The sequence below is a fragment of the Corynebacterium sp. HMSC074C04 genome, assembly GCF_001838295.1.
GTDB classification, from domain to species: domain Bacteria; phylum Actinomycetota; class Actinomycetes; order Mycobacteriales; family Mycobacteriaceae; genus Corynebacterium; species Corynebacterium amycolatum.
This window is the reverse complement of the sequence record NZ_KV836271.1, coordinates 33,369-57,903: the sequence shown is the minus strand read 5'-3', so window position 1 is coordinate 57,903 and position 24,535 is coordinate 33,369. Positions and strand designations below refer to the sequence as shown.

Here is a 24,535-nt window from a genome sequence, read left to right as displayed (position 1 = left end):
GAGCCTCGTCCGAAGCCGCTAGTTCCTGAACCCGTGCACCGGGGCGGGGATGTAGCCGCCACGGGCAATGAACTCGGCATTGCCCTTGGCATTGACATCAATGACCGGCGCATATCCGAGCAGACCACCGAAGTTCACCTCATCGCCCGGCTTGGTACCCGGCACCGGAATGAGGCGGGCGGCGGTGGTTTTGTGGTTCATCACACCGATGGCGGCCTCGTCGGCAATCATGCCGGAAATCGTGGTCGCAGGCGTGTCACCAGGAATCGCAATCATGTCGAAGCCCACCGAACAAATAGAGGTCATCGCCTCCAGCTTGTCCATGCTGATCGACCCCGCGCGAACAGCATCAATCATGCCCTTGTCCTCAGAGACCGGGATGAACGACCCGGACAGTCCACCGACGCGTGAACAAGCCATCAGGCCGCCTTTCTTGACGGCGTCGTTAAGCAGCGCCAGCGCGGCAGTGGTGCCGTGCGTGCCGACCTGCTCCAACCCCATGTGCTCGAGGATGTGAGCGACGGAGTCGCCCATCTCGGCGGTCGGCGCGAGCGAGAGATCCACGATGCCAAAAGGCACGCCTAGCCGCTCCGACGCCATCGTGCCGACCAGCTGACCCGTACGGGTAATCTTGAACGCCGCCTTCTTGATCTCCTCGGCGACTTCGTTGAAGCTGGCGCCCTGCAGATCGCCGAGCGCGCGATCGACCACACCCGGACCCGAAACGCCGACGGACACGACACAATCGGGCTCCCCGACGCCGTGGAACGCGCCGGCCATGAACGGATTGTCGCCCACCGCATTGGCGAAAACCACCAGCTTGGCGCAGGCAATCGAGCTGCGGTCAGCGGTTTGCGCCGCGGCTTCCTTCACCACCTCGCCCATGCGACGCACTGCATCCATGTTGATGCCCGCGCGTGACGACGCTACGTTGACCGAGCTGCACACCAATTCGGTCTCGCTCAGAGCGTGGGGAATGGAGTCGATGATCCGCTTCTCGCTGGTCGTCGCACCCTTTTCGACGAGCGCCGAGTAGCCGCCGAGGAAGTTCACGCCCGAATCGCGGGCGGCGCGGTCGAGCGCCTTGGCCACCACGGTGGGGTCGCCTTCGCAACCGGCCGTGATGAGGGAAACTGGTGTGACCGAGATGCGCTTATTGACAATCGGAATGCCCAGCTCCGCCTCGATACCCTCGCAGACCTCCACGAGGCGAGCGGCCTGCCTGGTTACGCGGTCATACACCGCCTGTGCGGTGGCTTCCATTTCAGAGCGAGAGCACTTGAGCAGGGAAATCCCCATGGTGACCGTTCGGATATCCAGACGGTACTTCTCGATCATGTCAATGGTGTCGAGAAACTTAGATTGCGCGAAGTTGAAATCCATCCTGGTCGCGCCCTTTAAATCTCGTTGACGGCGTTGAACAGCGCCTCAGACTGGATTCGAATCACAAGCCCCTCCCGCTTGCCGACGGAATCCATGTAACCCTGCAGCGTGCTGATGGGAGTGGCCTTCTCGTTGAACTCCACCCGCAGGATCATGGTGAACCATTTATCCATGAGGGTCTGGGAAACATCGACGATGTTGACGTCCTGCTCCGCCAGAGCAGTGGTGACGGCGGCGATGATGCCGGTGTGATCCTCGCCGGTGACGGTAATGATGGCAAACATGGCCTCAATTTTAGCCGGTGGGGAGGTGGCGAAAATCTGTGGATGGCGGTTGTGCTGGTGGCAAGTTTGTGGCGAAGCATGTTCGGGGACCGCTGAAGACACTTCACGACACCCGTGGCACCTTGTGCCAGCTGTGGAGGTGGCATGAGGTGACATAGGTGTCGTGAAGTGGGGGGGGAGGGGAGAGCGTGGGCGTGGGCTGTGCCAGAGCGAGGGCCAGCCTTACAGCCCTATCGGACGTCGACGAACTCCTTGACAATCCACTTGCGCAGTGCGAGCAGAATCAGGCCCAGGACAACAGAGGCGATGCCCAGGGTGATGAAGAAGGTGTTCTCAGCAGTGGCGTCTTCGTAGTTGTAGAAGCCGGCCAGGGTGCCTGCCAGCGAAGTACCCATAGCGATTGCCATCAGCCAGACGGCCATCATGCGCGACGGGAATGCTGCCGGAGCGACCTTGGTAGCAAGGGCGTTGCCGACCGGGCTCAGCATGAGCTCGCCCATGGTGAACAGGAAGAGAATCCAGATAATCGCATACAGCGGAGTGGAGTTTTCACCGCCACCAGAGAATGGAATGAAGAAGAACAGCGAGATACCGATGATGATGTTGGCGACGCCGAACTTGACTGGGGTGGACCACTGACGGTCACCAAGCTTGGACCAGGCGGCTGCAAAGACCATCGAGAAGGCGATGATGAAGATTGGGTTGATCGAGTTAATCCAGGCTGGAGACATTTCCCAACCGAAGATCTCGCGGTCGAGGCGGATATCTGAGTAGATGGCCAGCACCGTGAACTGCTGTTGGAAGATACCGAAGAACAGCACGCCTGAGACGAACATCGGGATGAAGCCGACCAGACGAGTCTTCTCCGATTTCGTCGTAAGTGGCGAGGAGTACATCTGCCACCACAGCACCACAGCGGCGATCAGTGCAATCACTGTGACCACAGTGGAAAGAGAAGTGACCGGAACAATTCCGGTGGAAACCAGCGTAACCGAGACAACAGTGATGATTACTGCAATGCCAATCCATACCGGGTACTGCTTCTTCGGCAGCGGGTTCGGAATCTCATGGCCAGCCTCGGCGATGGTGGACTTGCGCATCAGGATGTACTGAACCAGGCCGGCAGCCATACCGATAGCGGCAAGGCCGAAGCCCCAGTGGAAGCCTTTCATGCCCCAAATCCAGCCGGTGAGCAGTGGGCCGAACAGGGCGCCGATATTGACGCCCATGTAAAAGATGGAGAAGCCGGCATCACGACGCGGGTCGTCCTTGGCGTAGAGCTGACCCAGCACGACCTGTGCGTTGGTCTTCACGCCGCCAGAGCCGATTGCGATGGAGACAAGGCCAATAGCCAGGCCAATCACGCCGGGGATGAATGCCAAGGAGATGTGGCCAATCATGACCAGGATGGCGGAGTAGAACAGTGTCCGCTCCGAGCCAAGGATACGGTCGGCAACCAGAGAGGCAACGAGTGCGGCCATGTAGACAAGACCGCCGTAAGCACCGACGATGGAGGTAGCAGCACCCTTGTCCAGGCCGAGACCGCCCTGAGTGGTCTCGTGGTACATGTAGAAAGCCAGGATGGCCTGCATGCCGTAGAAGCTGAAGCGCTCCCACATTTCGATGCCGAAGAGGTTGGCGAGACCCCACGGTTGGCCCATGAACGTGCGTTCTTCGCTGGACCCTGCGGGCTTATGATTTCGTTGGGTCTCAGCAGTTGGTTGATTGCCGAGAGCCTCGTCAGAAGATTTGTCCATTCTTCAATTATCGAGGCGCAGCGCAAAAATTAAAAACCAGATTTAGTCAGTGAACTAAACCGAAGGGTTAGGAACGGGTCCGAAGGCTTAGTCCAGAGACTTACGAGCAACCGCATTCGACGCTGCTCGCCAACCCAGCAGCAGCAAGGCGCTCATGACTGAGGCGACCAGAATGAAGGACCAGTGCGGGACTGCCGAATTGCGGGTGGCCCACACAGCGAGGCCGACGACGACAGTACCGAGCCACACAATTGCGCCTGAACTCACTGCACGCGGGTTCGGCTCATTCTTAATCAGCGCGGTTCCCAGGAGGACACCGATTGCGAACGGCCACCAGGTATCGAGGATATTGATGAAGGTAAAAGGATCCTCGGGAGTGTTGTGAGCCAGGCGCGCTAACACGGCGAAAATAAAGATGGCGAGGATGTCAATCAAGAACGTCGATACGCGTGTGTTCATGCTTCTTAGTCTAGCGACCCCGCAGATCGGTGGGTGACCAGCGACCAGCGGCGAGGAAGCCATCAGCGGTCAGCGACAGGCTGATGCTCGGACTGATCCTTGTGGTCGAAGCCGAGGGCGTAGATAATCCAGCCCACAATTGCCACCAGGACGAAGGAAACGATGCGGTAGACCAGCACCGCTGCAAAAGCCTCGGCGCCGGTGGTGCCGCCTGCGATGAGAGCCGCAGTCAAAGCGGCCTCGACAGTGCCGATGCCGCCCGGTGTGGCCTGGATGAAACCCGCGAGCTTGCCGGTTACGAAGGCCAGCAGCACCTTCGTAGCGGAGATGTCATCGACACCAACGGCCCGGATGGCGGCGTAGAGACAGACAATTTCCGCGACCCAGTTGATAAAGGACCAGGTGAAGGAAAGAGCTAAAGTTTGCACGGGCAACTTCACGCTGGTCAGCTGTTTGATGGACTCTTCAAGTCGGTCGACATCGGTGTCTGCGGGCTTCTTTCGAATCTTGTTAAAGACACGTAGACACCATGCACCCGCCTTGTTGAGGAAAGCTGGGTTCTGCGAAATCCGCCACAGCAAAATGGTGGCTAGTAACACCACAATTGCCATAGCGATGAGCACTGCGGTCGTGCCGCCCTGCCCTACGAAGAAGAGGCTGCCAAGCCCCAGAAATGCCAGACCTAAAAACGACAACGCACCCGAAAAAAGCACGAACCAGCTGACAAGGACCGCGGATGCGCCCCACTGCATCATGCGCTTAATCTGCAGCGCCGTGGAAAATGCAGCACCACCGGGAACGGTGACCGCCCACGCGTTGGATGCGAGGGTTAACGCATTGGTGCTGCGGCGAGTGGCTGCTTTTACGCCTCCAGCTCGCAACAGCAGACGCATCACTTCCGCCATCGCGTAGAGCGAAAAAGCCACGGAAAAAATGGAGATGAACAGCCACTTAGCGTCAACATCTGCAAGAATGTGCAGCCCTTGGACGACACTGTCCCAGTTTCTTACCGTCAGGACGATACCGGCAATCACGAGGGGTACGAGGATTATCGATCGTAGCCAGCTCGAATTGCCGGTTTTGAGGACATTTTTAAGTCGTGACATAAAAAGAAGCCTGTTCGTCGCGGCGGTGGTCTCCCTAGTCGTCGTTCTTACCGTCGCGCTCTTTGAGCAACGACGTGAGCGGACGGAACGGCTGCAGCCACGCACCGCCATCCGGTAGGCGGTCGAGGTCGATACGGGGTAGCGGCTCACGGAAGACGCCCTTGATTTCCTCCAGGTCAACGAAGCGAATCGCATCGGAGGCCAGCGCCCAGGAAGCATGCTCGTGAAAACCGATGACGGTTACCGGAATCCCCTCGGAGGCGAGCTTTTCCAGCAGCTCTTGGAAGTTCTGGCCATCGGCGGACGCAACGACGACACTGCGCAACACACCTTCGTCGTAACGCCGTTGGATGTGCGCAATCATGTCCGGGTCAACGTCGGTGTCCTCTTCAATCTTCGGCTTTGCGAAGACCGCGAAACCGACATTGCGCAGCGCCTCGACCCAGGGGCGGACAATCTCCGCAGAGCCCGGGTTAACGTTGGTGAATACCGTGGCCTCGGGGAGGACATCGGAACCGATTTTGTTGGATACGCGCTCGGCTTCGTCGATAAGCCATTTGCCCACGGCGTCGAAGCGCGGGCGGTGTGCGGCGGTCGGGCGGGATCCAAGGATAGCGCCGAGCCCCATGTCCAAGTTCGGGGCGTCCCATACGAGCAGTGCGGTGGGGTGCGTTTCGGTGGTGTTGTAGCTGGCAGAGGTGTTCTGGGTAGTGCTCATGTTCCTATGCCTCTTTCTTGCGCCAGATGAACTCGTGGATGTCGTGGTCGAGGTCCAGGCCGCGGGCTTCGAACTTGGTCGTCGGTCGGTCGAGAAGCATGGGGGATTCCGGCCACGGCCAGGCGATGGGCTCGAGCGTCGGCTCGACATCGCGAAGTTCTTCGATCCACTCGACGTAGTCCGCGTGGTCGGTGGCGGCGTGGAAAATGCCGCCGGGCTTCAGACGCGAAGAGATCAGGCGCAACGTGCCGGACTGCACAATGCGGCGCTTGTGATGGCGTGCCTTCGGCCACGGGTCCGGGAAGAACAGGCGCACGCCGGCCAGCGACTCCGGCTCGATCATGCGCTGCAAAACCTCGACGCCGTCGCCGCGGACCATGCGGATGTTCGACACCTCATTGCGCACGGTGGCAGAGAGCAGTTTCGCCAGGCCAGGGCGGTAAAGCTCAACTGCGATGATGTTGTGGTCCGGTTCTTGCGGAGCCATAGCCACGGTGGACGTGCCGGTGCCGCAGCCAATCTCGACGATGGTCGGGCCCTTGCGGCCAAACCATTCCTCCACGTCAATGACTTCGTCGGAGAGGACCTTGCCGTAAGTGTCCCAGTTGTCTTCCCAGATTCTTTCCTGGTTGGGGGTCAAAGTGCCGCGGCGGAAGGACAGATTGCCGATGCGCGGGTAGTCAAGACCGTCGTCGAATTGGGTCTTTTCCGGACGACCTGCAGGCAATTCGCCCTTCTTCGGCTGGCGCTCATGCGGCTGTTCCGCCTGCTCGTCTCCGTGAGTTGGCAATGGTTCAGATTCCTGCGAAACCGCAGGCTGTTCGATATTTTCAGAAAAATCAGAAGTAGTCACGTTCCCTATTGTCCACGACATCGGCCAACTATCCAATCATTGCCCCTAGGATTTTTGTTGTTGTCCTGGCGGTTTCACTTCGGTTGACGATGCCGCGTCGTCCCGAACTGGCGGCACGGCGAGGCAAGTTGTTTTGTCGACTTGCCGAATCCGCGGTCCGCTGTAGGCTGAACGCGAAGCCGCGCTTATTCGTTGGTTGAAGCGGTGCTTGGGGTCTGCCTAACGCAGTGTTTCAGGGCGCGGATTCTGGCCCACAGGCCGTATGGGGGTTACGCAGGTTTTTTAACTAAACCACGCAGGGGATTTATGGGAGGGGACTAGGCCGAATGGACCTTATTTCCGCAAGTGACGTCACGGAAACAACACAGCCGTCAACAGGATCTACATCGTCGTCGTTGCGCGCCGCTGTGGTGGACTGGCTGTCAGCACGGCAGGTCGCGCACTCGGACACCACACACACGAGCGGTGCGGAGGTGTGCGTCGCCAAGGCGCTTGAGCGCGAGAAACGGCCATCGATAATCTGCGCGCGATTGCGCAGGGGCGTGCGCGAAACCGCTGTGCGCGAGGCGTTTTCGCAATGTCACGAGGAGCTGGCCGACAAGCTGTCCGTCTCTGTCGCGCTGGTCATCGAGCAACAACCGATTCGCCATTCGCTTGCCGACGAGTATTGCGACATCGCCACAAACGAGACAGCTGAACACACCTTTTTGTTCAGCTCCGCGTTACGGAAGATTGCTGAACGCCGCGGTGTGAAAGGCGGATCACGCAATGATGACGGGCTACTCGCAGTGCAGTTGACTGAGATTGCGGCGGCCTTTCCCGCTGCTAGAGACAGCCTGGAGGAGCTGTTATGGCAGCACCGGACGTAGTTGAGCCACGCCCGGTCTCGGCCGAGGGGCCGGAGCAGCCACCGCTACTTGTCACCAAAGCCGGGGACGCAGCGGACCGCGCGGACTTCTCGCAGATTGTTGATACTGCGACTCCGCCACGTCGCCTGGAGGTTGTGGATAAACGCAGCGCCGTGGTGCTCTATGTTGCAGACAGCGAGGTGCAGCCCACGCGGGAGTGCGTCAGCACGGTTGCAGCCATTAGCCAAGCCACCGGCCGTGTTGCAGTTGGCCTGATTGGCAATGGTGAGTATGCCGAGGCCTGGCGTCAGGAAATCGACAGCACAATCCCGATGGGAGCGCTGGACGAGAGGATGGCCAGAACCCTGGTTCTGCTGGCAGAAGGCCCGCCCAGAAACCCGGGGGAAACACTGAGTGCGCGCCGGGCTCGAAATGTGCGAGCTCAGCTGGCACAGGAGCGATCGCGCGGAGCCGGGGCGGCGGCGCGATTGCAGCGGAAGATGCAGTTGGCAGCTGAGAGTGCAGTGCGGGATGCACTCCAGGAGGTGGCTGACGGCCCCGCAGGTGATCAGGCGGAACTTCAGGGTCGTGCCGAGGTCGCAGCGACGCGGCTGCAACAGCGGTGTGGCGACGAATTGGGCTTTCGTGTGGAAGTCTCAGTGCCCGCTCCAGCAAGCCCGGCTCGCCCCAGTTATGCCATGGACGCTCTGGTGGCGGTGGCATCGCTTGGCGTGGCGGTCGGTGCAGTGCGGATCGTCCACGGATTGCTGATGTGGATTGGGGTGCCGACGCTTGCGGCGCAGCTGGTCGCACTTGCAATAGGCCTCGGTGTTGCGGTGGTGGCGGTGGGCGCAACGATTCGTCGTAACGCACGCCAACGCACCGCGCAGTGGCGGGCAAATTACCTTGCCCATCTGCGACGAAGATGGACACAGTCCGTGGAGATGACGGTGCGTGAGGCCCTTGGTGCGCGGGGTCCGGGATGGCGAATAGAACAGCTGGCGGAGTACACCGGAACGCCTGCACGATAGCTGTGACAGCGAAGAGAAATAGGGGGATATCACGATGGATGAGTTTTCTTTACTGCAGTACTTTTCCGATCAACCCGCGTCCGATGGCGGGGTGGAGGCGCGTTCGCTCGCTACTCCGTGTGGTTTGGAGGCGGCGACACCGATTGATGGGCAGTCGGCGGACGTTGGTGGCGCCGGGCTGGTTGTGGAGGTCGATGGGCAGCTGTACGACCTCGGCGACGACGAGGGGTCAATTACGCTTGCCGACGATTCCGGGTTGTCAATCTATTCAGATCTGGACGGTGACGGCACGGTGGATCACGTTACGACGGTCCGTTTTGACGGCACTTGGGAGTCTTGGAGCAGTGATGATGTGAGGGCTGCTGACGCGATGGGCGAAGCAGCAGTGGAACCGGCATCAGCCGCGGGGAAGTGGGATGCGTACTCATGGGAGCAATCCGCTCGGGGCAGCTGGGACTAACGACTTTGGAACCACGGTGCGCGGGGGTACCCGTGTCTCGGTTGCTTACAAATGGGGGTAACTGCACCCAAAGGGTTAATGGTTGTCAATTTATGTGGTGAGGCTGGCCTTATTCACTGGTTATGGCCGTAAATGAACAGGTCGCAAGAATGGGGCGAGGAAAATTATTTGTTGTAAAGCTGTCATGTAACGGCTTGTAAATGCGGGAACGAGCAGATTGTCGATGTGGGGCCCGGCAACTTTCGGTATCCCCCGGTAGCCTTAAATTAAGACGCGAATCAATGAGTCAGGAGAACTGATGTCCGCACCTTCTATTCCTGGTCTCGAGGGCCAGGCCCCGACCGAGAACTCCGAACTGCTGCGCTGGATTGCTGAGGTCGTAGAACTGACCCAGCCAGACAAGGTTGTCTTTGCTGATGGCTCGGAAGAAGAGTGGAACCGCCTTACCCAGGACCTGGTTGATAAGGGAACTCTTATCAAGCTGAATGAGGAAAAGCGCCCGAACTCTTTCCTTGCCCGCTCTAACCCGAAGGACGTTGCTCGTGTGGAGTCCCGCACGTTCATCGCTTCTGAAAAGGAAGAGGACGCTGGCCCGACCAACAACTGGGCGGATCCGGTCGAGCTGAAGAAGGAAATGACCGAGCACTACCGCGGTTCCATGAAGGGCCGCACCATGTTCGTCGTTCCGTTCTGCATGGGTCCGATCACCGACCCGGAGCCGAAGCTGGGTGTTCAGCTGACCGACTCGGAGTACGTGGTTCTCTCTATGCGAATCATGACCCGCATGGGTCAGGATGCCCTGGACAAGATTGGCCCGGACGGAGACTTCGTCCACGCTCTGCACTCCGTTGGCGCTCCGCTGGAGGAGGGCCAGGAGGACGTTGCATGGCCGTGCAACGATGAGAAGTACATCACCCAGTTCCCGGAGACCAAGGAGATTTGGTCCTACGGTTCCGGCTACGGCGGAAACGCCATCCTGGCCAAGAAGTGCTACGCACTGCGTATCGCTTCGGTCATGGCCAAGGAAGAGGGCTGGATGGCTGAGCACATGCTCATCCTGAAGCTCACCAATCCGGAGGGCAAGGCCTACCACATCGCCGCTGCATTCCCGTCTGCATGTGGTAAGACCAACCTGGCTATGCTGACTCCGACCATCGAGGGCTGGAAGGCCGAGGTCGTCGGCGACGACATTGCATGGCTGAAGTTTGGTGAGGACGGTCGCCTGTACGCTGTTAACCCGGAGAATGGCTTCTTCGGTGTTGCGCCGGGCACCAACTACTCCTCCAACCCGAACGCCATGAAGACCATGGAGGCCGGTAACACCCTGTTCACCAACGTCGCACTGACCGACGATGGTGACGTCTGGTGGGAAGGCATGGAAGGCAAGCCGGATCACCTCATTGACTGGAAGGGCAATGACTGGACTCCGGATTCCGACGAGCTGTCCTCGCACCCGAACTCCCGTTACTGCACCCCGATTTCGCAGTGCCCGGTCGCCGCACCGGAGTACGACGACCCGCAGGGTGTCCCGATCGACGCCATCCTGTTCGGTGGCCGCCGCCCGGACACTGTGCCGCTGGTGACCCAGGCACTGTCCTGGAACCACGCAACCTTCATCGGTGCAACCCTGGCTTCCGGCCAGACCGCTGCTTCCGCTGAGGCCAAGGTCGGCTCCCTGCGCCACGACCCGATGGCAATGCTGCCGTTCATTGGCTACAACGTCGGTGACTACCTGCAGCACTGGATCGACATGGGCGCCAAGGGCGGCGACAAGATGCCAGAGGTCTTCCTGGTTAACTGGTTCCGCCGTGGCGAAGACGGCCGCTTCCTGTGGCCGGGCTTCGGTGACAACTCTCGCGTTCTCAAGTGGATCATCGACCGCATTGAGGGCCGTGTTGGCGCCAAGGAGACCGTTGTTGGTCACACCGCTAAGGCAGAGGACCTGGACCTGACTGGCCTTGACATCGACTTCGCCGATGTCAAGGAAGCCCTGAAGGCACCGGCTGCTAAGTGGCAGGGTGACCTGCCGGACAACGAGGAGTGGCTGAAGTTCCTCGGCGACCGCGTTCCGCAGGAAGTCTGGGACGAGTTCGAGGCTCTGAAGGCTCGTATCGAGAAGAGCCTGCAGGACTAAGATCTTGCTAGCTAGCCTTGCGAAAAGCTAGAACATAGAACCACCCCCTTGTTGCCCGAAGCGGCTGGCAAGGGGGTGGTTTGTGCAGTACAACGATGAAGGGTGACACGCAATGCAATTAACGCTTTTCTCTGATTTGAGCCTGCGTGTCATCACTTTGATGGCGATGGGGGAGCCGGGGCGCAAATACACCGCTGCCGAGGTGGCGGAGTCTCTCAATGCGTCTCGCGCGCATGTTTCCAAGGTTGTCTCGCGACTTGTGGAGCTCGGCTTCTTGGAGGCGGTCAAGGGGCGCAATGGTGGCATCTATCTGCGCGAGTCGGCTACGGAAAAATCCGTCGGCAAGCTGCTGCGCACTCTGGAAAACAATGAGGTCGTCGATTGTGTCGGCACTGACTGCCCATTACTGCCGACGTGCCTGTTGCGTGGCAAGTTAGCGGCTGCGCAGGAGGCGTTCTTCGCCGCACTGGATCCAGTGTTGATTGCTGATCTCATTCCGCACAAATCGGCTAATGGTGTGGATGCCAATCGCCCCGAGGGAGGCGGTTCGCAGGGGAGTACCCAGCTCAATATTCGTCCGGTTTAGGTGCAGAGCTGAAGGTCTAACCGCGGGTTGAAAAAGCTAAAAACGGTGCTGTCGAAGTTTTCTGGTGAAATTTTCGGCATTGCCATTTGTGCAGTTCAAGGCGGGTAAAACTCAACCGCAAAGAGTAGTTAGGGACATCATTGGGCAATAATACGCAAACGGAATACGCAATATAGTGTTATTGTGAAGTCATGCCAAACCTGAATGTCAACAAGAACGGCCTGACTCCAGAGCAGGCTGAAATCGTCACTCAAACCCTGCCCGTTGTCGGTGCCAACATCGAGAAAATCACGCCGAACTTCTATAACCGGATGTTCGCTGCTCACCCGGAGCTCATTGCCGATACCTTCAACCGCGGCAACCAGAAGCAGGGTGCTCAGCAGAAGGCGCTGGCGGCATCCGTCGCTACCTTCGCAGCTACCCTGGTCGACCCAGATGCTCCCGCCCCGGAAGAACTGCTTTCCCGCATCGGCCACAAGCACATCTCCGTTGGCATCAAGCCGGAGCAGTACCCAATCGTACACAAGCACCTCTTCGATGCCATCGAGGAAATCCTCACCCCAGAGGTCTTTCAGGGAGCTGTCCGCGACGCGTGGGATGCCGTCTACCTGGAGATGGAGCGTGTTCTCATCAACTTCGAGAAGGGGCTCTATGACGACCTCGGTGTCGAAGCAGGCGATGTCTTCCGCGCCGCTCATGTCGTCTCTCGTGAAGAGCGCGGTGATGACGTCGCAGTGTTCTCCGTCAAGCTTGACGACGAAACCCCCGTTTCCTACCTCCCGGGACAGTACATCTCCGTACGTCAGACCATGCCGGACGGCGCCGGCCAGCTACGGCAATACTCTCTGGTCGGCGGCGAGGAAGGTGTTCTGACCTTCGCGGTTCGTCGTGTCGATGCCTCCGAGGACCTACCGGCTGGCGAAGTTTCCACACAGCTGTGGGAAAAGGTGCAGCCGGGCGATGCGATCGAAATTTCTCTGCCTGCAGGTGACCTGGTGTTGGATACAAAGTCCGATGACCCGGTAGTGCTCATTTCCGCAGGTATTGGCGCCACCCCCATGATTGGCATGCTGGATGCCCTGGTGGCAGCCGACTCCAAGCGTGATGTCGTCGTCCTCCACGCGGACCGCGCAGAAGCCGCAGATGCCCTGCGCGCAGAACGCAATAACGCAGTCTCTGCACTGGCCAATGCCCACCAGCAGGTGTGGTACGAGCCGGATTTGATGAATCTGGCTGATACGGAGCTGCCGGAGGGCGCTCAGTTCTACCTCTGTGGTGGCAATGGTTTCCTGCAGGCCATTCGCCAGCAGCTCGCCGATCGCGGTATTGACCGCAATAACGTTCACTTCGAGCTGTTCAGCCCGAACGATTGGCTGCTCGACGCCTAACGCCACAACTGCGCCGTCGGCATAAAAGCCATCGTCACAAATAAAGCACAATGACCAGCCGCGATGTATGCCCGTGGCTGGTCATTGTGCTGTTTATAGCTTCGGTGGTTTCGTATTACTCGGCGGAGCCGGAAAGCTCCGCAACGACATCGCCCGCAGTTTGATCCTCGCACTGTGCAAACGCGATACCCGCCCATAAATTGAGATATTCAGGATCGCCGGACTTATTCGCCGCGCCGCGAATCGGCGTGGTCAAGTAGTGCAGTTGCGGGTAAAGCTCCGGTGCGACCCTAGAAAACTCCCGGGTAAACGTGTTCTCGATGGCACGCGCGGGCTTTCCGGAAAACGCGTGAGTCAAAACGGCGTTACGTTCCATCAAATCACACAGTGCCCGTCGGTGTGTCTCCTTCGTACCCGCTTCCGCGCTGGTGAGGAACCGTGTGCCAACTTGCACAGCCACCGCCCCGGCTTCCACAAGCTTGACGACGTCCTCTCGGTTACCCACCCCACCAGCGGCGATGATAGGTACATCGGTAACTGCACATGCTTCGGTGATTGCCTGAGCAAGCTCTTCTACTGAGACCCCAATGCTGTCGGACGAATCCTTCCCTTTCACAAATGCGCGGTGCCCACCCGCAGCTAGTCCCTGCAGGACAATGCGATCAGCGCCAGCTACAGCCGCCGCCCGCACCCCCTCGATCGAGGTCGCATTCAGCACCACTTTGCGGCCAGATTCCTTTACCCGAGCAACGACTTCTTTATCTGGATAGCCAAAGGTGAAGGAGACGAACTCCAGCGCATCGGGGTTGGGCAGAAAATCATCAGCGAGAATTGCCTCGATTTTCGCCGAGAAGTAGTCATCTGACCAGGTCGGAGTGTCAGGCAAGTCGATGTCGAAGTGGTCTGCCGCCGACACTAAGCGGTCGCGAAACGTGGTCCACTGCGCAAGCTCCTCCTCGGAGGTTCCGCCACCGGCGTCAGCCGTGTTGAGGCAGAAGAGGTTGATGCCGAAACCTTTGCCCTCGTCAAGCAGCGCGCACGTCTGCCGTGCCTGTTCAGTGAGCTTTTCAACAGTGAGATATCCAGCGGCAAGCGTGCCGACCCCACCAGCATTGGAAACTGCCGCGACGAGTTCGGGCGTGGATGGACCACCGGCCATCGGTGCCAAGATGATTGATGAGCGTCGAAGGTCTTCGGTTGACTGCGAGGTTGTACTGCTCATAGAACGAGAGTAACACTAAGGCCGGATTCCCCCATGTGGGAGAACCCGACCAATGCCGACGAACGGCGTTGCGCAATAGACTCCGCGCTACCCGCTACCGCCTCAAGAACTACTTATTGTTCTCCGGCGGATCCAGCGGCATACCCTGGCCGGCGCGGTAGAACGGAATGTCCTGCGGTGCCAGCGGAGTCTTGCCGGCGATGAGGTCAGCGGCCTTTTCGGCAATCATCATGGTCGGTGCGTAGATATTGCCGTTGGTGATGCCCGGCATGACCGAAGCGTCAACCACGTAGAGGCCCTCGGTGCCGTGAACCTGCATGGTTTCCGGATCGACCACGGCCATCTCGTCGGAGGCCGGACCCATCTTGCAGGTGCAGGATGGGTGCAGTGCGGTCTCGGCATCCTTGCGGACCCACTCGAGAATTTCCTCGTCGGTCTGCACATCTGCACCCGGGGAAATCTCGCCGTCGGTGTACTCCTTCATTGCCGGGGTGTCCAGCAGCTTACGGGAGACCTTGACAGCCTCGACCCATTCACGGCGGTCCTGATCAGTGGACAGGTAGTTGAACAGAATCGACGGCTTGACCTTGATGTCCGAGGAGGTGATGTGGACATGGCCACGGGCGTCCGAGTACATCGGGCCAACGTGGAACTGGAAACCGTGTGGGCTATCGATCTTCGTGCCGTCGTAACGCATGGCCAGCGGCAGGAAGTGGAACATCAGGTTCGGGTAGGGCTCGTTGTCGTTGGAGCGTGCGAAGCCACCACCCTCAAAGTGCGACGTCGCCACCGGGCCCTTGTGGGTGAGCATCCACCACAGGCCAATGAACGGCCAACGCCACTTCTCCAGGTACGGCTGTGAAGACACAGGCTGGGTGGCGTTGTACTGAATGTAGACCTCCAGGTGGTCCTGCAGGTTCTCGCCGACACCAGGCAGGTGCTTGACGACGTTCACTCCGGCGGCATTCAGAATCTTCTCATCGCCAACGCCGGAGACCTCGAGCAGCTGCGGAGAGTTGAAAGCGCCACCACAGAGGATGACCTTGTCTGCTCGCACCTGGTGAGTGCGACCCTTCCAGGTGTACTCAATGCCGACGGCCTTGGTGCCCTCGAAGAGGACGCGGGTGGCTTCTGCGCGGGTGCGGAGTTCCAGATTCGGACGCTGCAGGGCCGGGTGCAGGTATGCACGAGCTGCGGAGAGACGGCGGCCCTTGTCGATGTTCGCGTCGAAGGGACCGAAGCCCTCCTGGCGGTAGCCGTTGACGTCCGGAGTGTAGTTGTAACCAGCCTGCTGGACCGACTTAAAGAAGGCCTTGAACAGCGGAGAATCGGCCGGACCGCGCTTCATACGCAGCGGGCCGTCGTGGCCGCGGCGTGGGTCGTCCTTGTCAGAGCCCAGCGCATTTTCCATGCGCTTGAAGTACGGCAGAACATGGTTCCAACCCCAGTTCTCCAGCCCCTTGGTGTCGCCCCACTTGTCGTAGTCCATCGGGTTACCGCGCTGGTAGATCTGGCCGTTGATGGAGGAGGAGCCGCCGACGACCTTGCCGCGGGCATGGTAGATGCGGCGACCGTTCATCTCCGGTTCCGGCTCGGATTCGTACTTCCAGTCGTAGTACTTGTTGCCGATTGGGAAGGAGAATGCCGAAGGCATGTGAATGTAGAGGTCCCAGAGGGAGTCCATACGGCCGGCCTCGAGTACGAGCACGTGCTGAGTGTGGTCTGCGGACAGCCGGTTGGCCAGCACAGAGCCGGCAGAGCCCGCGCCAACGATGACGACGTCGCGGTGTTCGACTGTGGTGTTGCCATTCTTTTTACCGAAGTTGAAGACAGCCGGGAAAGCTCCCATGTTCTGGTGTACCTCCGTAGGTTGTTTGCCGATGTATATCGGAATGGGTTTCAAGGAGTGCGATAAGCCTCAAGTAATATTTAAAGGCGGGTCCTATATATTGATATTGGAATAAGTGGCCGGAGACGTATCTCAAATCCCCTTCACCTATATAGAATGGCACACAATTGGTATTCAATTCCAGTTCGGATGATTTTAGACGCCTTGAAAACTGGGTAAATATGCAGGTGAAGGTGTTGATGTTGGAATTGGAGAATTCTTCTGAATCGATTCTCAGGCTTGAGGGATTATTCAAACTAGGTATGCTGGGTTAGTTCCCGAATCTGAAGGATTTTCCTATGTCTGATACTCCGCCAACTGAGAAGGTAACGGAGGAAAAATCTGAATCGTCGCAAGAAATGCGGCGATCGCAGTCGGCCCCTCCACAACAAGCGCAAGCGAGTGTAACCTCCGAGCCTGAGGTCAACTGGCCTGTATTTATTATTTCAGGCGTCGGCATTCTCGCCATTGCCCTGTGGGCTATTTTTGCCCCGGACAATGCAGCGGACACCCTCGCTGGCATCGTCTCCTGGGTATCGAAGAACTTCGGCTGGTTCTATATTGTGACCGCGACGGTGGCAGTGCTCTTCATGCTCTACGTCGCTATCTCGCGAACAGGGCAGATTAAGCTCGGCCCCGATCACGCCAAGCCTCAGTTTGGTCTGTTTTCCTGGGCTTCCATGCTCTTTGCCGCGGGTATCGGCATTGACCTGCTCTTCTTCTCGGTAGCAGAGCCGGTGGCACAGTACTATGGCCCGCCGACTGGAGACGCGGAGACCATCGAAGCTGCACGTCAGGCAGTGGTGTTCACGCTTTTCCACTATGGCGTGACCGGTTGGGCACTCTACGCCCTGATGGGTATGGCATTCGGCTACTTCGCCTATCGCCTCAATATGCCGCTGACCATTCGTTCGGCGCTCTATCCGATTATCGGCAAGCGCATCCATGGCCCCGCTGGTGAAGCAGTCGAAATCGCGGCGATGCTGGGTACCGTTTTCGGTGTCGCAACCTCGCTCGGTATCGGCGTCGTCCAGCTGAATTACGGCCTGCGCGTGCTGTTCGGGGTGGATGAGAGTACGTCCTGGCAGATCGCTCTGATCGTCGTGGCTGTATCGGTGGCTATCGCCTCCGCAGTTTCCGGTGTTGATAAGGGAATTCGTCGTCTCTCGGAGCTCAACGTTGGCCTGGCCATCTGCTTGATGCTCTACATCCTGATTACCGGCCGCACTGCGTTCCTGTTTGACGCACTGGTGATGAACGTCGGTGAGTACGTCTCGAAGTTCCCGTCCATGACTATGGATACTTACGCGTTCTCCGGTGCACAGGAATGGTTGAACTCCTGGACCCTGTTCTTCTGGGCTTGGTGGGTGGCCTGGGCACCGTTCGTCGGTTTGTTCCTGGCCCGTATTTCCCGTGGCCGTAGCCTGCGCCAGTTTGTCGTCGGCACGCTGACCATTCCATTCCTCTTCGTCCTGATGTGGGTGTCGGTATTCGGTAACTCGGCGCTGGACCTGGTCATCAATGGCGATTCGGAGTTTGGCCAGACTGCACTGGATTACCCGGAGCGTGCCTTCTACCTGCTGCTGGAGCAGTACCCGGCGCCGATGATGGTGGCTGCAGTCGCATCTCTGATTGGCCTGTTGCTCTACATCACCTCGGCGGACTCGGCGGCACTGGTGATGAGTAACTTCACTTCGAAGATCACCGACACACAGCAGGACGGTAAGAAGTGGACCCGTATTTTCTGGGCTGTCGTGGTCGGTGTGCTGACCATCTCCATGCTCTATGTCGGTGGTATTCCGACGCTGCAGTCGGCAACGATTGTGATGGGTCTGCCGTTTGCCTTTGTCATCTATCTGGTGATGTATGGCCTGTTTAAGTCGCTGCGACTGGAGCTGTTGCAACAGGATTCGACACGTCGAGCCCTCCACGGGGCGATGTCGGGCCGCGCCGTAGATGGCCGACAGGGCGACTGGCGCAATCGACTTGCCCGCTCCATGTCCTTCCCGGGCAAGAAGCCAGTCATGCGCTACCTCGACCGAGTGGTGCAGCCCGCACTTGAACAGGTGGCAGATGCTATCAGGGAACGTGGCGGTGAAGTGACGCTGCACCGTGAACCAGCAGAAGAAGTCGGCATCGACCAGATTGACCTGCAGGTCGGATTCGGCGAGGAGATGAGCTTCCGATACCAGGTCTATCCGGTTGAACACTTGACGCCGTCCTTTGCCGGCCTGGTACACCTGGACAGTGACGCCGACATTTACTACTACCGCCTCGAGGTATTCACACTGACCGGCTCTCTTGGCTACGACGTTTACGGCTACACCCAAGAGCAGCTGATTTCCGATGTCCTCGATCTCTACGAACGGCACCTGGAGTTCCTGCATATGCAGGCTGATCTCCCGGGCACCTCAGATCTGTCCGATAATGCCGAACCTGTCCGCGAATGGTCTGATGACTACGCCAAGGAGGATTCCTAAATGACCTTTGAGCCTTCCACTACTGATAAGGCCCTCGCACCCGAGACCGCCAAAGCCCACGAAGGCGCGGCCACGCTGTTCATCAACGGTGCCTGGTCCGCTGCAGCCGCTGGCAACACTCGCACTATTGAGTGCCCGGCCGATGGCTCTTTCATCGCCGAAGTTGCGGAAGCAGACGCGACCGACACCGAGCGCGCCATCGCCGCCGCCGACGCTGCTTTCCGACGTACCGGAGAAGGTTCCTGGGCATCCTGGAGCACAGCTGAGCGCAGCAGGTTGGTACTCGACATCGGTGCTGCCATCAGGCAGCGTAAGGATGAATTTGCCTGGGCAGAGGCTATGGATACCGGCAAGCGCCTGCCTGAGGCGGCAGCCGATATGGATGACATCATCGCCTGCTTCGAGTACTTCGGTAAGCTCGCGGGCAATGATGCCGGTCGTCTCGTGGATGCGGATGACCCGTCCGTCGTCGCGCGTATTGTGCGTGAACCTGTCGGTGTCTGTGGCCTGATCACGCCGTGGAACTACCCACTGCTGCAGACCGCATGGAAGGTCGCACCGTGCCTGGCCACGGGCAATACCTTTGTGCTCAAGCCGGCGGAGCTGACTCCGCACACAGCAATTCTGCTCATGCACGTCATCGATGATCTGGGTGTTCCGGCAGGTGTTGCCAACCTCATTACCGGCGCTGGCGCCGAAGCGGGCGCACCGTTGTCCTCGCATCCGAAGGTGGACATGGTCTCCTTCACTGGCGGTCTTGTCACTGGCAAGATTATTGCTGGTGAAGCAGCCAAGTCCGTGAAGAAGGTCGCACTTGAGCTCGGCGGCAAGAACCCGAACATCATCTTCGCCGACGCTGACTACGAAGCTGCTTTGGACAATGCCCTCAATGCTGCGTTCCTGCACTCCGGTCAGGTCTGCTCGGCGGGCGCTCGCTTGATTGTGGAGGAGTCCATCGCCGAGAAGTTTGTCGACGATTTGGTCGAGCGCGCCGGACACATCCAGCTCGGTGGTCCGCTCGACGAGAAGGCCGAGACCGGTGCGCTGATTTCGAAGCAGCATCTGGATAAGGTCGCGGCATACGTTGATCGGGCGCGTGAGCAGGGCGCTCGCGTGCGCGTGGGCGGCGAGATTGCCACCGGCGCCACCGCTGACGGTTCCGCCTCGCTTGCCGACGGCTACTTCTACCTCCCAACCGTGATTGACCAGGTCACTCGCGAGATGGACTGCGTTCACGACGAAGCCTTTGGCCCGGTGGTGACGGTGGAGACCTTCACCACGGTTGATGAGGCCATCGAGATTGGCAACGACACCGAATACGGCCTGGCCGGTGCGGTGTGGACATCCAACCGTGAGGTGTCTGAGCGCGTCTCCCGCGGGCTGCGCCACGGCACCGTCTGGATTAACGACTTTGGTCCCTACCTGCCACAGGCCGAATGGGGTGGCTTCGGCCAGTCCGGTATTGGCCGCGAGCTGGGCCCGACCGGCCTGGAAGAGTACACCGAAGCCAAGCTGGTCTACGAGAACACAGCGCCGGCTGTTACCGGTTGGTTCGAGGATCGTCGTTAAATAACTCGGCACAAGCCCGAGCAAAAATACGGGAAAACGACCCATCGGCCGTTATACTCACCGATTGAAAAAAATCGACTCTGCGCACAACTGCGATAAAGGTTTGCAGTTGTGCGCATTTTGTTCTCTAAAGGACATCTGCCGTGAACGCTACTATCCGCTCCGACAATGCCAGTTCCGCTGTTGCCGATAATTCCGCTGCTGTCTCGACTGCCAACACCGATGCTGCCAGCACCGCTGCGACTTTCACCCGCTTCACCCGGCGTCAGCATGTCATCGCTTGGGCGGTGCATGCCTTCACACTGACAGGTTTGGTGTGGGCGACGCTGGCTGTGGTCGCACTGCTGGAGAGTCGCCCACATTGGATGTGGCTCTGGTTGGGCATTGCCCTTGTCGTCGATGGTGTCGACGGCAATATGGCGCGTAAACATCACATCAAGGAAGTCGTCCCGTGGTTTAACGGCGCAGTGGTGGACAACATCGTCGACTATCTCACCTGGACCGCCATTCCCGCAGCTTTCATGGTCATGTACCTGCCGCTGGGGCCACGTCCATTGGCAATTTCCCTGATAATCCTGGTGCTGGTGTCATCGATGTTCTGCTATGCCAACGAAGCCGCCAAGTCCGGCGACTACTACTTCGTTGGTTTCCCCGCCGCGTGGAACATCGTGGCGGTTTTGCTGTGGGTATGGAACGCGCCCATGGCGGTGTGCATCGCTGCAATCTTTATCTTCAGCGCAATGACGCTGGTGCCGCTGCACTACACGCATCCATTCCGCGTGGAACGCGGCAGGATTGCCAACATTGCCGCAACGTTCATCTGGATTATTTCGACCGGTACTCTCATCGCAGGTGAGACGACGGCAGCGTCGTTAAGCAGTACAGCAGTTCACGGGCTTGTGGCTGTGAACGTTGCCGCCGGTGCCTGGCTGATTATTGGGGGAGTGCGGCGCTCGCTCAGCGGTCGCTAGCCGCCGCTGGTGGGTGGTTTTCGCAGGATTTCATAGATGACTCGGTCGCGCAGCCAGCGAACGTATTCAACGGCGCACGCCGCGACAATCAGCGCGATGACAAAGATGGTGACCCACACCGGATAATCGCGCCCGTTGGCCCAGAAGTAGACGTAGGGCGAGACGAAAGTCACTAGAGTGATCAGGAGCCCCAGCATTCTTCGGCCGAATGAGCGGCCGGTGATCATCTCGACAATTCCCCAGGTGTAGGGGATAGCGGTAATGATGTCGATGCTCCACAGCACCCAGACATTGCCGTGGAATCCGGGGACAAAAACCACAGGTAGCGCGCGGAGCGAAGAGTAAACCATCACCACCAGATACGCGAGCACTTTCGGGTTATAGAGCAGGCGCCACACGGGGTTGCGCTCTATGAGTTTGGTTCCGACTTTGCGTAGTGCATGCAGGTTCTTGTGCTGCATGACCAGCGTATTCGTACCCTCCATCAGGTACGTCAGCAGTTTTTGCTGCTCGCGCGTACCGTGGGCCCAGGTCTGCACCAGCTCGGTCGGCGAAATGGCGATGGGCACCAGTGGTTCTCCGCGTTGCTTCATGGCATCGGGAAGCTCCAGGACATCGTCATCGAGCTTATCGACGGCCAGTGCCTCGCCCACCACATGAACGATGTCGCCGCCGAGGATGTTTCGTACCCTCTCCACGTCGCTGTGGGGCAGTGAGCTTAACCAGAGTAGCTGTCGGGAGGAAATCGCCATTCGCAAGGCGGTACCTAGAGCTTCTGCCGCGTCATCGATGGCATAAAAGTCCTGCACGTTGGTGTGGGCGAGTGAACGCAAGCTGTCGACTATTGCGACATTTTTGGCGTTGAGCTCGCTGAGACGGGCGACGCCGGAGATGTCAATGACCAGTTGTGGGTCAAGGGTGAAAGCGTGCGCAAAGGGCAGGTCGAGTATCGAGCGCATCGCAAGGAGCCGCTGGTGCCCAGCCAGGGCTGAATTCTGTGCGCTCATAGTGTTTAGCTTGCCACAACTTGCGTTTATCACCAGCAACTATACGGTTCGGTCTGTCTATTGATAAGTGCTCTGCTCTGCGAAAACGCCGTTAAGTTGGACTTTCTTCGGTGATTGAAGTAGTTTCTAACCCACGAATAGACAGGTCTGTTCATAAGGGTTTAAATGGCGGGCTTGTCCACAAAACTTAGGAGAACTACTTTCATGCTCATCTCAGGACTAGCGCTGGGCGCCGTGCTCGGCTTTGTTATGCAGCGAGGACGCTTCTGCGTCACCGGCTTCCTGCGCGATATCTTTACTCAGCGCAGCTGGCGCGGCTTCGTCGCGCTACTGATTGTTATTTCCTTCCACGCCATCGGCCTGGCCGCACTGACCAGCGCCGGCGTGATTACTCCCGAATACAACGAACTGGCACCGGTGGCCGTTATCGTCGGTGGTGTTATCTTCGGGCTGGGTATCGTCCTGGCCGGTGGCTGTGCCTCGGGTACCTGGTACCGCTCGGGTGAGGGCCTGATCGGCTCTTGGATCGCACTGGTCTTTTACGCCCTATCCGCTGCTGCTATGAAGACTGGCTTCCTCAATGGCCTGCAGAATTCCCTGAAGGACCGCACCGTCGGCCTGACCAGCATTCATGCCTCTCTCGGCATTAGCATTTGGCCACTGGTCATCGCGCTGAGCGCCGTCACGGCATACTTCGCCGTCCGCTTCCTGCGCGAAGAATTCTCCGGCCCGCGCCCGGTAACTCTGGCACCGCGTAAGTCCGGTCTCGCGCACATCCTGGCTGAGAAGCCCTGGCACGTGTACGCCACCGCCGCCATCGTCGGTGTACTGGGCGTGATTGCATGGCCGCTGTCCGCCGCCACCGGCCGCAACGATGGCCTCGGCATCACCACTCCGTCCTCCAACCTCGCTAACTACGTTGTCACTGGTGACACCGAGCGTTTCGACTGGGGCGTCCTCCTCGTCCTCGGCATCCTCGTCGGTTCCTTCATCGCCGCCAAGGCATCCGGCGAATTCCGTCTCCGCGTCCCGGACGCTACGCAGGGCGCTCGCTCCGTCGTCGGCGGCATCTTCATGGGTGTTGGCGCTGCGTGGGCCGGCGGCTGCACCGTCGGCAACGGCATGGTCCAGACCTCGCTGTTCAGCTACCAGGGTTGGCTTGCGCTGGCGTCCATCGCCGCAGGTGTCGCTATCGCCGCCAAGCTTTGGCTGAAGCCGTCCGCACCTTCGCTTAACGACGTCCCGAGCACCTCTTCCACCACCAACGACACGGCGGTATCGGCAGCGGCTCCGGTCGCTTCGGCTGCTACTTCTCCTGTGTCCCTGCCGGGTAGCGAAGGTGCCGGTGCCGCTGGCACCGAGGCCTCCCCGCTGGCGGGTGCCTTTGCTGTCGCTCCGGTGGCGTTGCTCGACCGGAGCGTCGTCAAGCAGGATGACGGCAAGCTAAAGCCGCTGGGTGGCGGGCGTTATGAGCTCGACACCGTCGGCGCGGTGTGCCCATTCCCGCTGATCGAGGCCAAGGATGCAATCAACAAGATTGAGGTCGGCGAGGAGCTGGTGATTCCATTCGACTGCACCCAGGCCACGGATGCGATTCCGCGCTGGGCTGCGAAGGATGGCCACGAGGTCACCAACTTTGAGCAGACCGGTGAGGCCGGCTGGACGATTTCCGTTCGCCGAGGGCGATAAGTCCTGGTGGCGCTAGGGGAGCGTCGGTAGGGTGAGGGCATAGATTGATTGACATCAACAACAAAGGAGCTTGACCATGGCAAAGAATATCCGACCACTTAATGCGCTTGTAGCCGCAGGTGTCGCCAGCGTGCTTGCGCTGGCCGGTTGCTCCTCCGATGATTCGACTAATACCGAAGCAAGCAGCACTGTTAGCGAGACCAGCTCGTCGGCAACGGCAACCAGCTCTGAGGACACGGGCGACATGGATGACATGGACGATGCCGATGACCACGGTGAGCACGGCGACCATTATGACGATGCAATGGCTGGCCATGATCACCCGGCCGATGGCGGTCCGGCTCCCGAGGGAATGGCTCCGGCTGACAACGCGAAGTTCCCGGTCGGCAGTGAAGTGAAGGTTCTGGCTGATCACATGCCGGGCATGAAGGGTGCAGATGGCAAGGTTGTTGGTGTTTTCAACACCACCACGTACTCCGTGTCCTACACTCCGACCGATGGCAGTGAACCGGTGAAGGATCACCGTTGGGTCGTTCATGAGGAGCTGGAGAACCCAGGCGAGGCTCCGCTTGCCGACGGCTCCGAGATCACCATCAATGCCGAGCACATGGCGGGCATGAAGGGCGCCAAGGGCACTGTTGATTACTCCACCCAGGAGCCGGTCTATATGGTTGATATCGACGAAGACGGCATGACCATGAA

Annotated in this window: 21 protein-coding genes; 11 read left to right on the top strand and 10 right to left on the bottom strand. The window is 59.2% G+C overall.

Annotation, left to right across the window (positions count from 1 at the left end):
- Nucleotides 1-18: 18 nt before the first annotated feature.
- From HMPREF3011_RS04090 to trmB, 7 genes are all read right to left on the bottom strand, one after another.
- On the bottom strand, nucleotides 19-1,383 hold the full coding sequence (locus tag HMPREF3011_RS04090) for a PFL family protein (RefSeq protein WP_070841195.1): 1,365 nt from the start codon (nucleotides 1,381-1,383) through the stop codon (nucleotides 19-21).
- 14 nt (nucleotides 1,384-1,397) lie between these two features.
- Nucleotides 1,398-1,667: an ACT domain-containing protein gene (locus HMPREF3011_RS04085; RefSeq protein WP_016421638.1), complete on the bottom strand. Its 270-nt coding sequence runs from the start codon at nucleotides 1,665-1,667 to the stop codon at nucleotides 1,398-1,400.
- 230 nt (nucleotides 1,668-1,897) lie between these two features.
- Nucleotides 1,898-3,424 (bottom strand): peptide MFS transporter, encoded by a 1,527-nt coding sequence (locus tag HMPREF3011_RS04080; protein ID WP_070841194.1) that lies wholly within the window; start codon nucleotides 3,422-3,424, stop codon nucleotides 1,898-1,900.
- An 87-nt stretch (nucleotides 3,425-3,511) separates the two neighbouring features.
- Nucleotides 3,512-3,883 carry a DUF3054 domain-containing protein gene (locus tag HMPREF3011_RS04075; RefSeq protein ID WP_038626933.1) on the bottom strand — a complete coding sequence of 124 codons (372 nt, stop codon included), beginning with the start codon at nucleotides 3,881-3,883 and terminating at the stop codon, nucleotides 3,512-3,514.
- Between the two features lie 62 nt (nucleotides 3,884-3,945).
- Nucleotides 3,946-4,989 (bottom strand): lysylphosphatidylglycerol synthase transmembrane domain-containing protein, encoded by a 1,044-nt coding sequence (locus tag HMPREF3011_RS04070; RefSeq protein ID WP_222867039.1) that lies wholly within the window; start codon nucleotides 4,987-4,989, stop codon nucleotides 3,946-3,948.
- 34 nt (nucleotides 4,990-5,023) lie between these two features.
- Entirely contained in the window at nucleotides 5,024-5,707 is a 684-nt protein-coding gene (locus HMPREF3011_RS04065; RefSeq protein WP_070432088.1) for an NYN domain-containing protein, read from the bottom strand.
- Between the two features lie 4 nt (nucleotides 5,708-5,711).
- Complete coding sequence (trmB, locus tag HMPREF3011_RS04060) at nucleotides 5,712-6,560, bottom strand: tRNA (guanosine(46)-N7)-methyltransferase TrmB (RefSeq protein ID WP_246821410.1); 849 nt, start codon at nucleotides 6,558-6,560, stop codon at nucleotides 5,712-5,714.
- 326 nt (nucleotides 6,561-6,886) lie between these two features.
- Between trmB and HMPREF3011_RS04055 the strand changes: the two genes are divergently transcribed.
- From HMPREF3011_RS04055 to HMPREF3011_RS04030, 6 genes are all read left to right on the top strand, one after another.
- Entirely contained in the window at nucleotides 6,887-7,429 is a 543-nt protein-coding gene (locus tag HMPREF3011_RS04055) for a hypothetical protein (RefSeq protein ID WP_070559854.1), read from the top strand.
- Nucleotides 7,411-8,439 carry a hypothetical protein gene (locus tag HMPREF3011_RS04050; protein WP_070559852.1) on the top strand — a complete coding sequence of 343 codons (1,029 nt, stop codon included), beginning with the start codon at nucleotides 7,411-7,413 and terminating at the stop codon, nucleotides 8,437-8,439. The genes HMPREF3011_RS04055 and HMPREF3011_RS04050 overlap by 19 nt, the downstream gene beginning before the upstream one ends.
- Before the next feature lie 34 nt (nucleotides 8,440-8,473).
- Nucleotides 8,474-8,899 carry a DUF6802 family protein gene (locus tag HMPREF3011_RS04045; RefSeq protein ID WP_070559850.1) on the top strand — a complete coding sequence of 142 codons (426 nt, stop codon included), beginning with the start codon at nucleotides 8,474-8,476 and terminating at the stop codon, nucleotides 8,897-8,899.
- Between the two features lie 298 nt (nucleotides 8,900-9,197).
- On the top strand, nucleotides 9,198-11,033 hold the full coding sequence (locus tag HMPREF3011_RS04040) for a phosphoenolpyruvate carboxykinase (GTP) (protein WP_070559847.1): 1,836 nt from the start codon (nucleotides 9,198-9,200) through the stop codon (nucleotides 11,031-11,033).
- Nucleotides 11,034-11,145: 112 nt separating this feature from the next.
- Nucleotides 11,146-11,619 (top strand): RrF2 family transcriptional regulator, encoded by a 474-nt coding sequence (locus tag HMPREF3011_RS04035; protein ID WP_038626915.1) that lies wholly within the window; start codon nucleotides 11,146-11,148, stop codon nucleotides 11,617-11,619.
- Between the two features lie 191 nt (nucleotides 11,620-11,810).
- A complete protein-coding gene (locus tag HMPREF3011_RS04030) occupies nucleotides 11,811-13,007 on the top strand; it encodes a globin domain-containing protein (RefSeq protein WP_070559845.1) in 1,197 nt (398 codons plus the stop codon).
- A gap of 115 nt (nucleotides 13,008-13,122) precedes the next feature.
- On the opposite strand, the gene HMPREF3011_RS04025 is transcribed toward HMPREF3011_RS04030, so the two are convergent.
- A complete protein-coding gene (locus tag HMPREF3011_RS04025) occupies nucleotides 13,123-14,229 on the bottom strand; it encodes an NAD(P)H-dependent flavin oxidoreductase (protein ID WP_070841193.1) in 1,107 nt (368 codons plus the stop codon).
- Between the two features lie 109 nt (nucleotides 14,230-14,338).
- Nucleotides 14,339-16,078, bottom strand: a complete 1,740-nt coding sequence (gene betA, locus HMPREF3011_RS04020) for a choline dehydrogenase (RefSeq protein ID WP_070559841.1) — start codon at nucleotides 16,076-16,078, stop codon at nucleotides 14,339-14,341.
- 338 nt (nucleotides 16,079-16,416) lie between these two features.
- Here betA and betT point away from each other — a divergent pair, with 338 nt between their 5' ends.
- The 3 genes from betT (at nucleotide 16,417) to HMPREF3011_RS04005 (ending at nucleotide 21,137) form a co-directional block, all read left to right on the top strand.
- A complete protein-coding gene (gene betT, locus HMPREF3011_RS04015; RefSeq protein WP_070559839.1) occupies nucleotides 16,417-18,597 on the top strand; it encodes a choline BCCT transporter BetT in 2,181 nt (726 codons plus the stop codon).
- Entirely contained in the window at nucleotides 18,598-20,166 is a 1,569-nt protein-coding gene (locus tag HMPREF3011_RS04010) for an aldehyde dehydrogenase family protein (protein WP_049181809.1), read from the top strand.
- 143 nt (nucleotides 20,167-20,309) lie between these two features.
- Complete coding sequence (locus HMPREF3011_RS04005) at nucleotides 20,310-21,137, top strand: CDP-alcohol phosphatidyltransferase family protein (RefSeq protein WP_080972905.1); 828 nt, start codon at nucleotides 20,310-20,312, stop codon at nucleotides 21,135-21,137.
- On the opposite strand, the gene HMPREF3011_RS04000 is transcribed toward HMPREF3011_RS04005, so the two are convergent.
- Complete coding sequence (locus HMPREF3011_RS04000) at nucleotides 21,134-22,144, bottom strand: hypothetical protein (RefSeq protein WP_049181808.1); 1,011 nt, start codon at nucleotides 22,142-22,144, stop codon at nucleotides 21,134-21,136. The two genes, HMPREF3011_RS04005 and HMPREF3011_RS04000, sit on opposite strands and share 4 nt — an antisense overlap.
- A gap of 204 nt (nucleotides 22,145-22,348) precedes the next feature.
- Here HMPREF3011_RS04000 and HMPREF3011_RS03995 point away from each other — a divergent pair, with 204 nt between their 5' ends.
- Both HMPREF3011_RS03995 and HMPREF3011_RS03990 read left to right on the top strand, forming a co-directional pair.
- Nucleotides 22,349-23,833 carry a YeeE/YedE thiosulfate transporter family protein gene (locus HMPREF3011_RS03995; protein ID WP_070628430.1) on the top strand — a complete coding sequence of 495 codons (1,485 nt, stop codon included), beginning with the start codon at nucleotides 22,349-22,351 and terminating at the stop codon, nucleotides 23,831-23,833.
- A 76-nt stretch (nucleotides 23,834-23,909) separates the two neighbouring features.
- Nucleotides 23,910-24,535: YdhK family protein (locus HMPREF3011_RS03990; RefSeq protein WP_070841192.1), on the top strand; the 626-nt coding region annotated here is incomplete at its 3' end.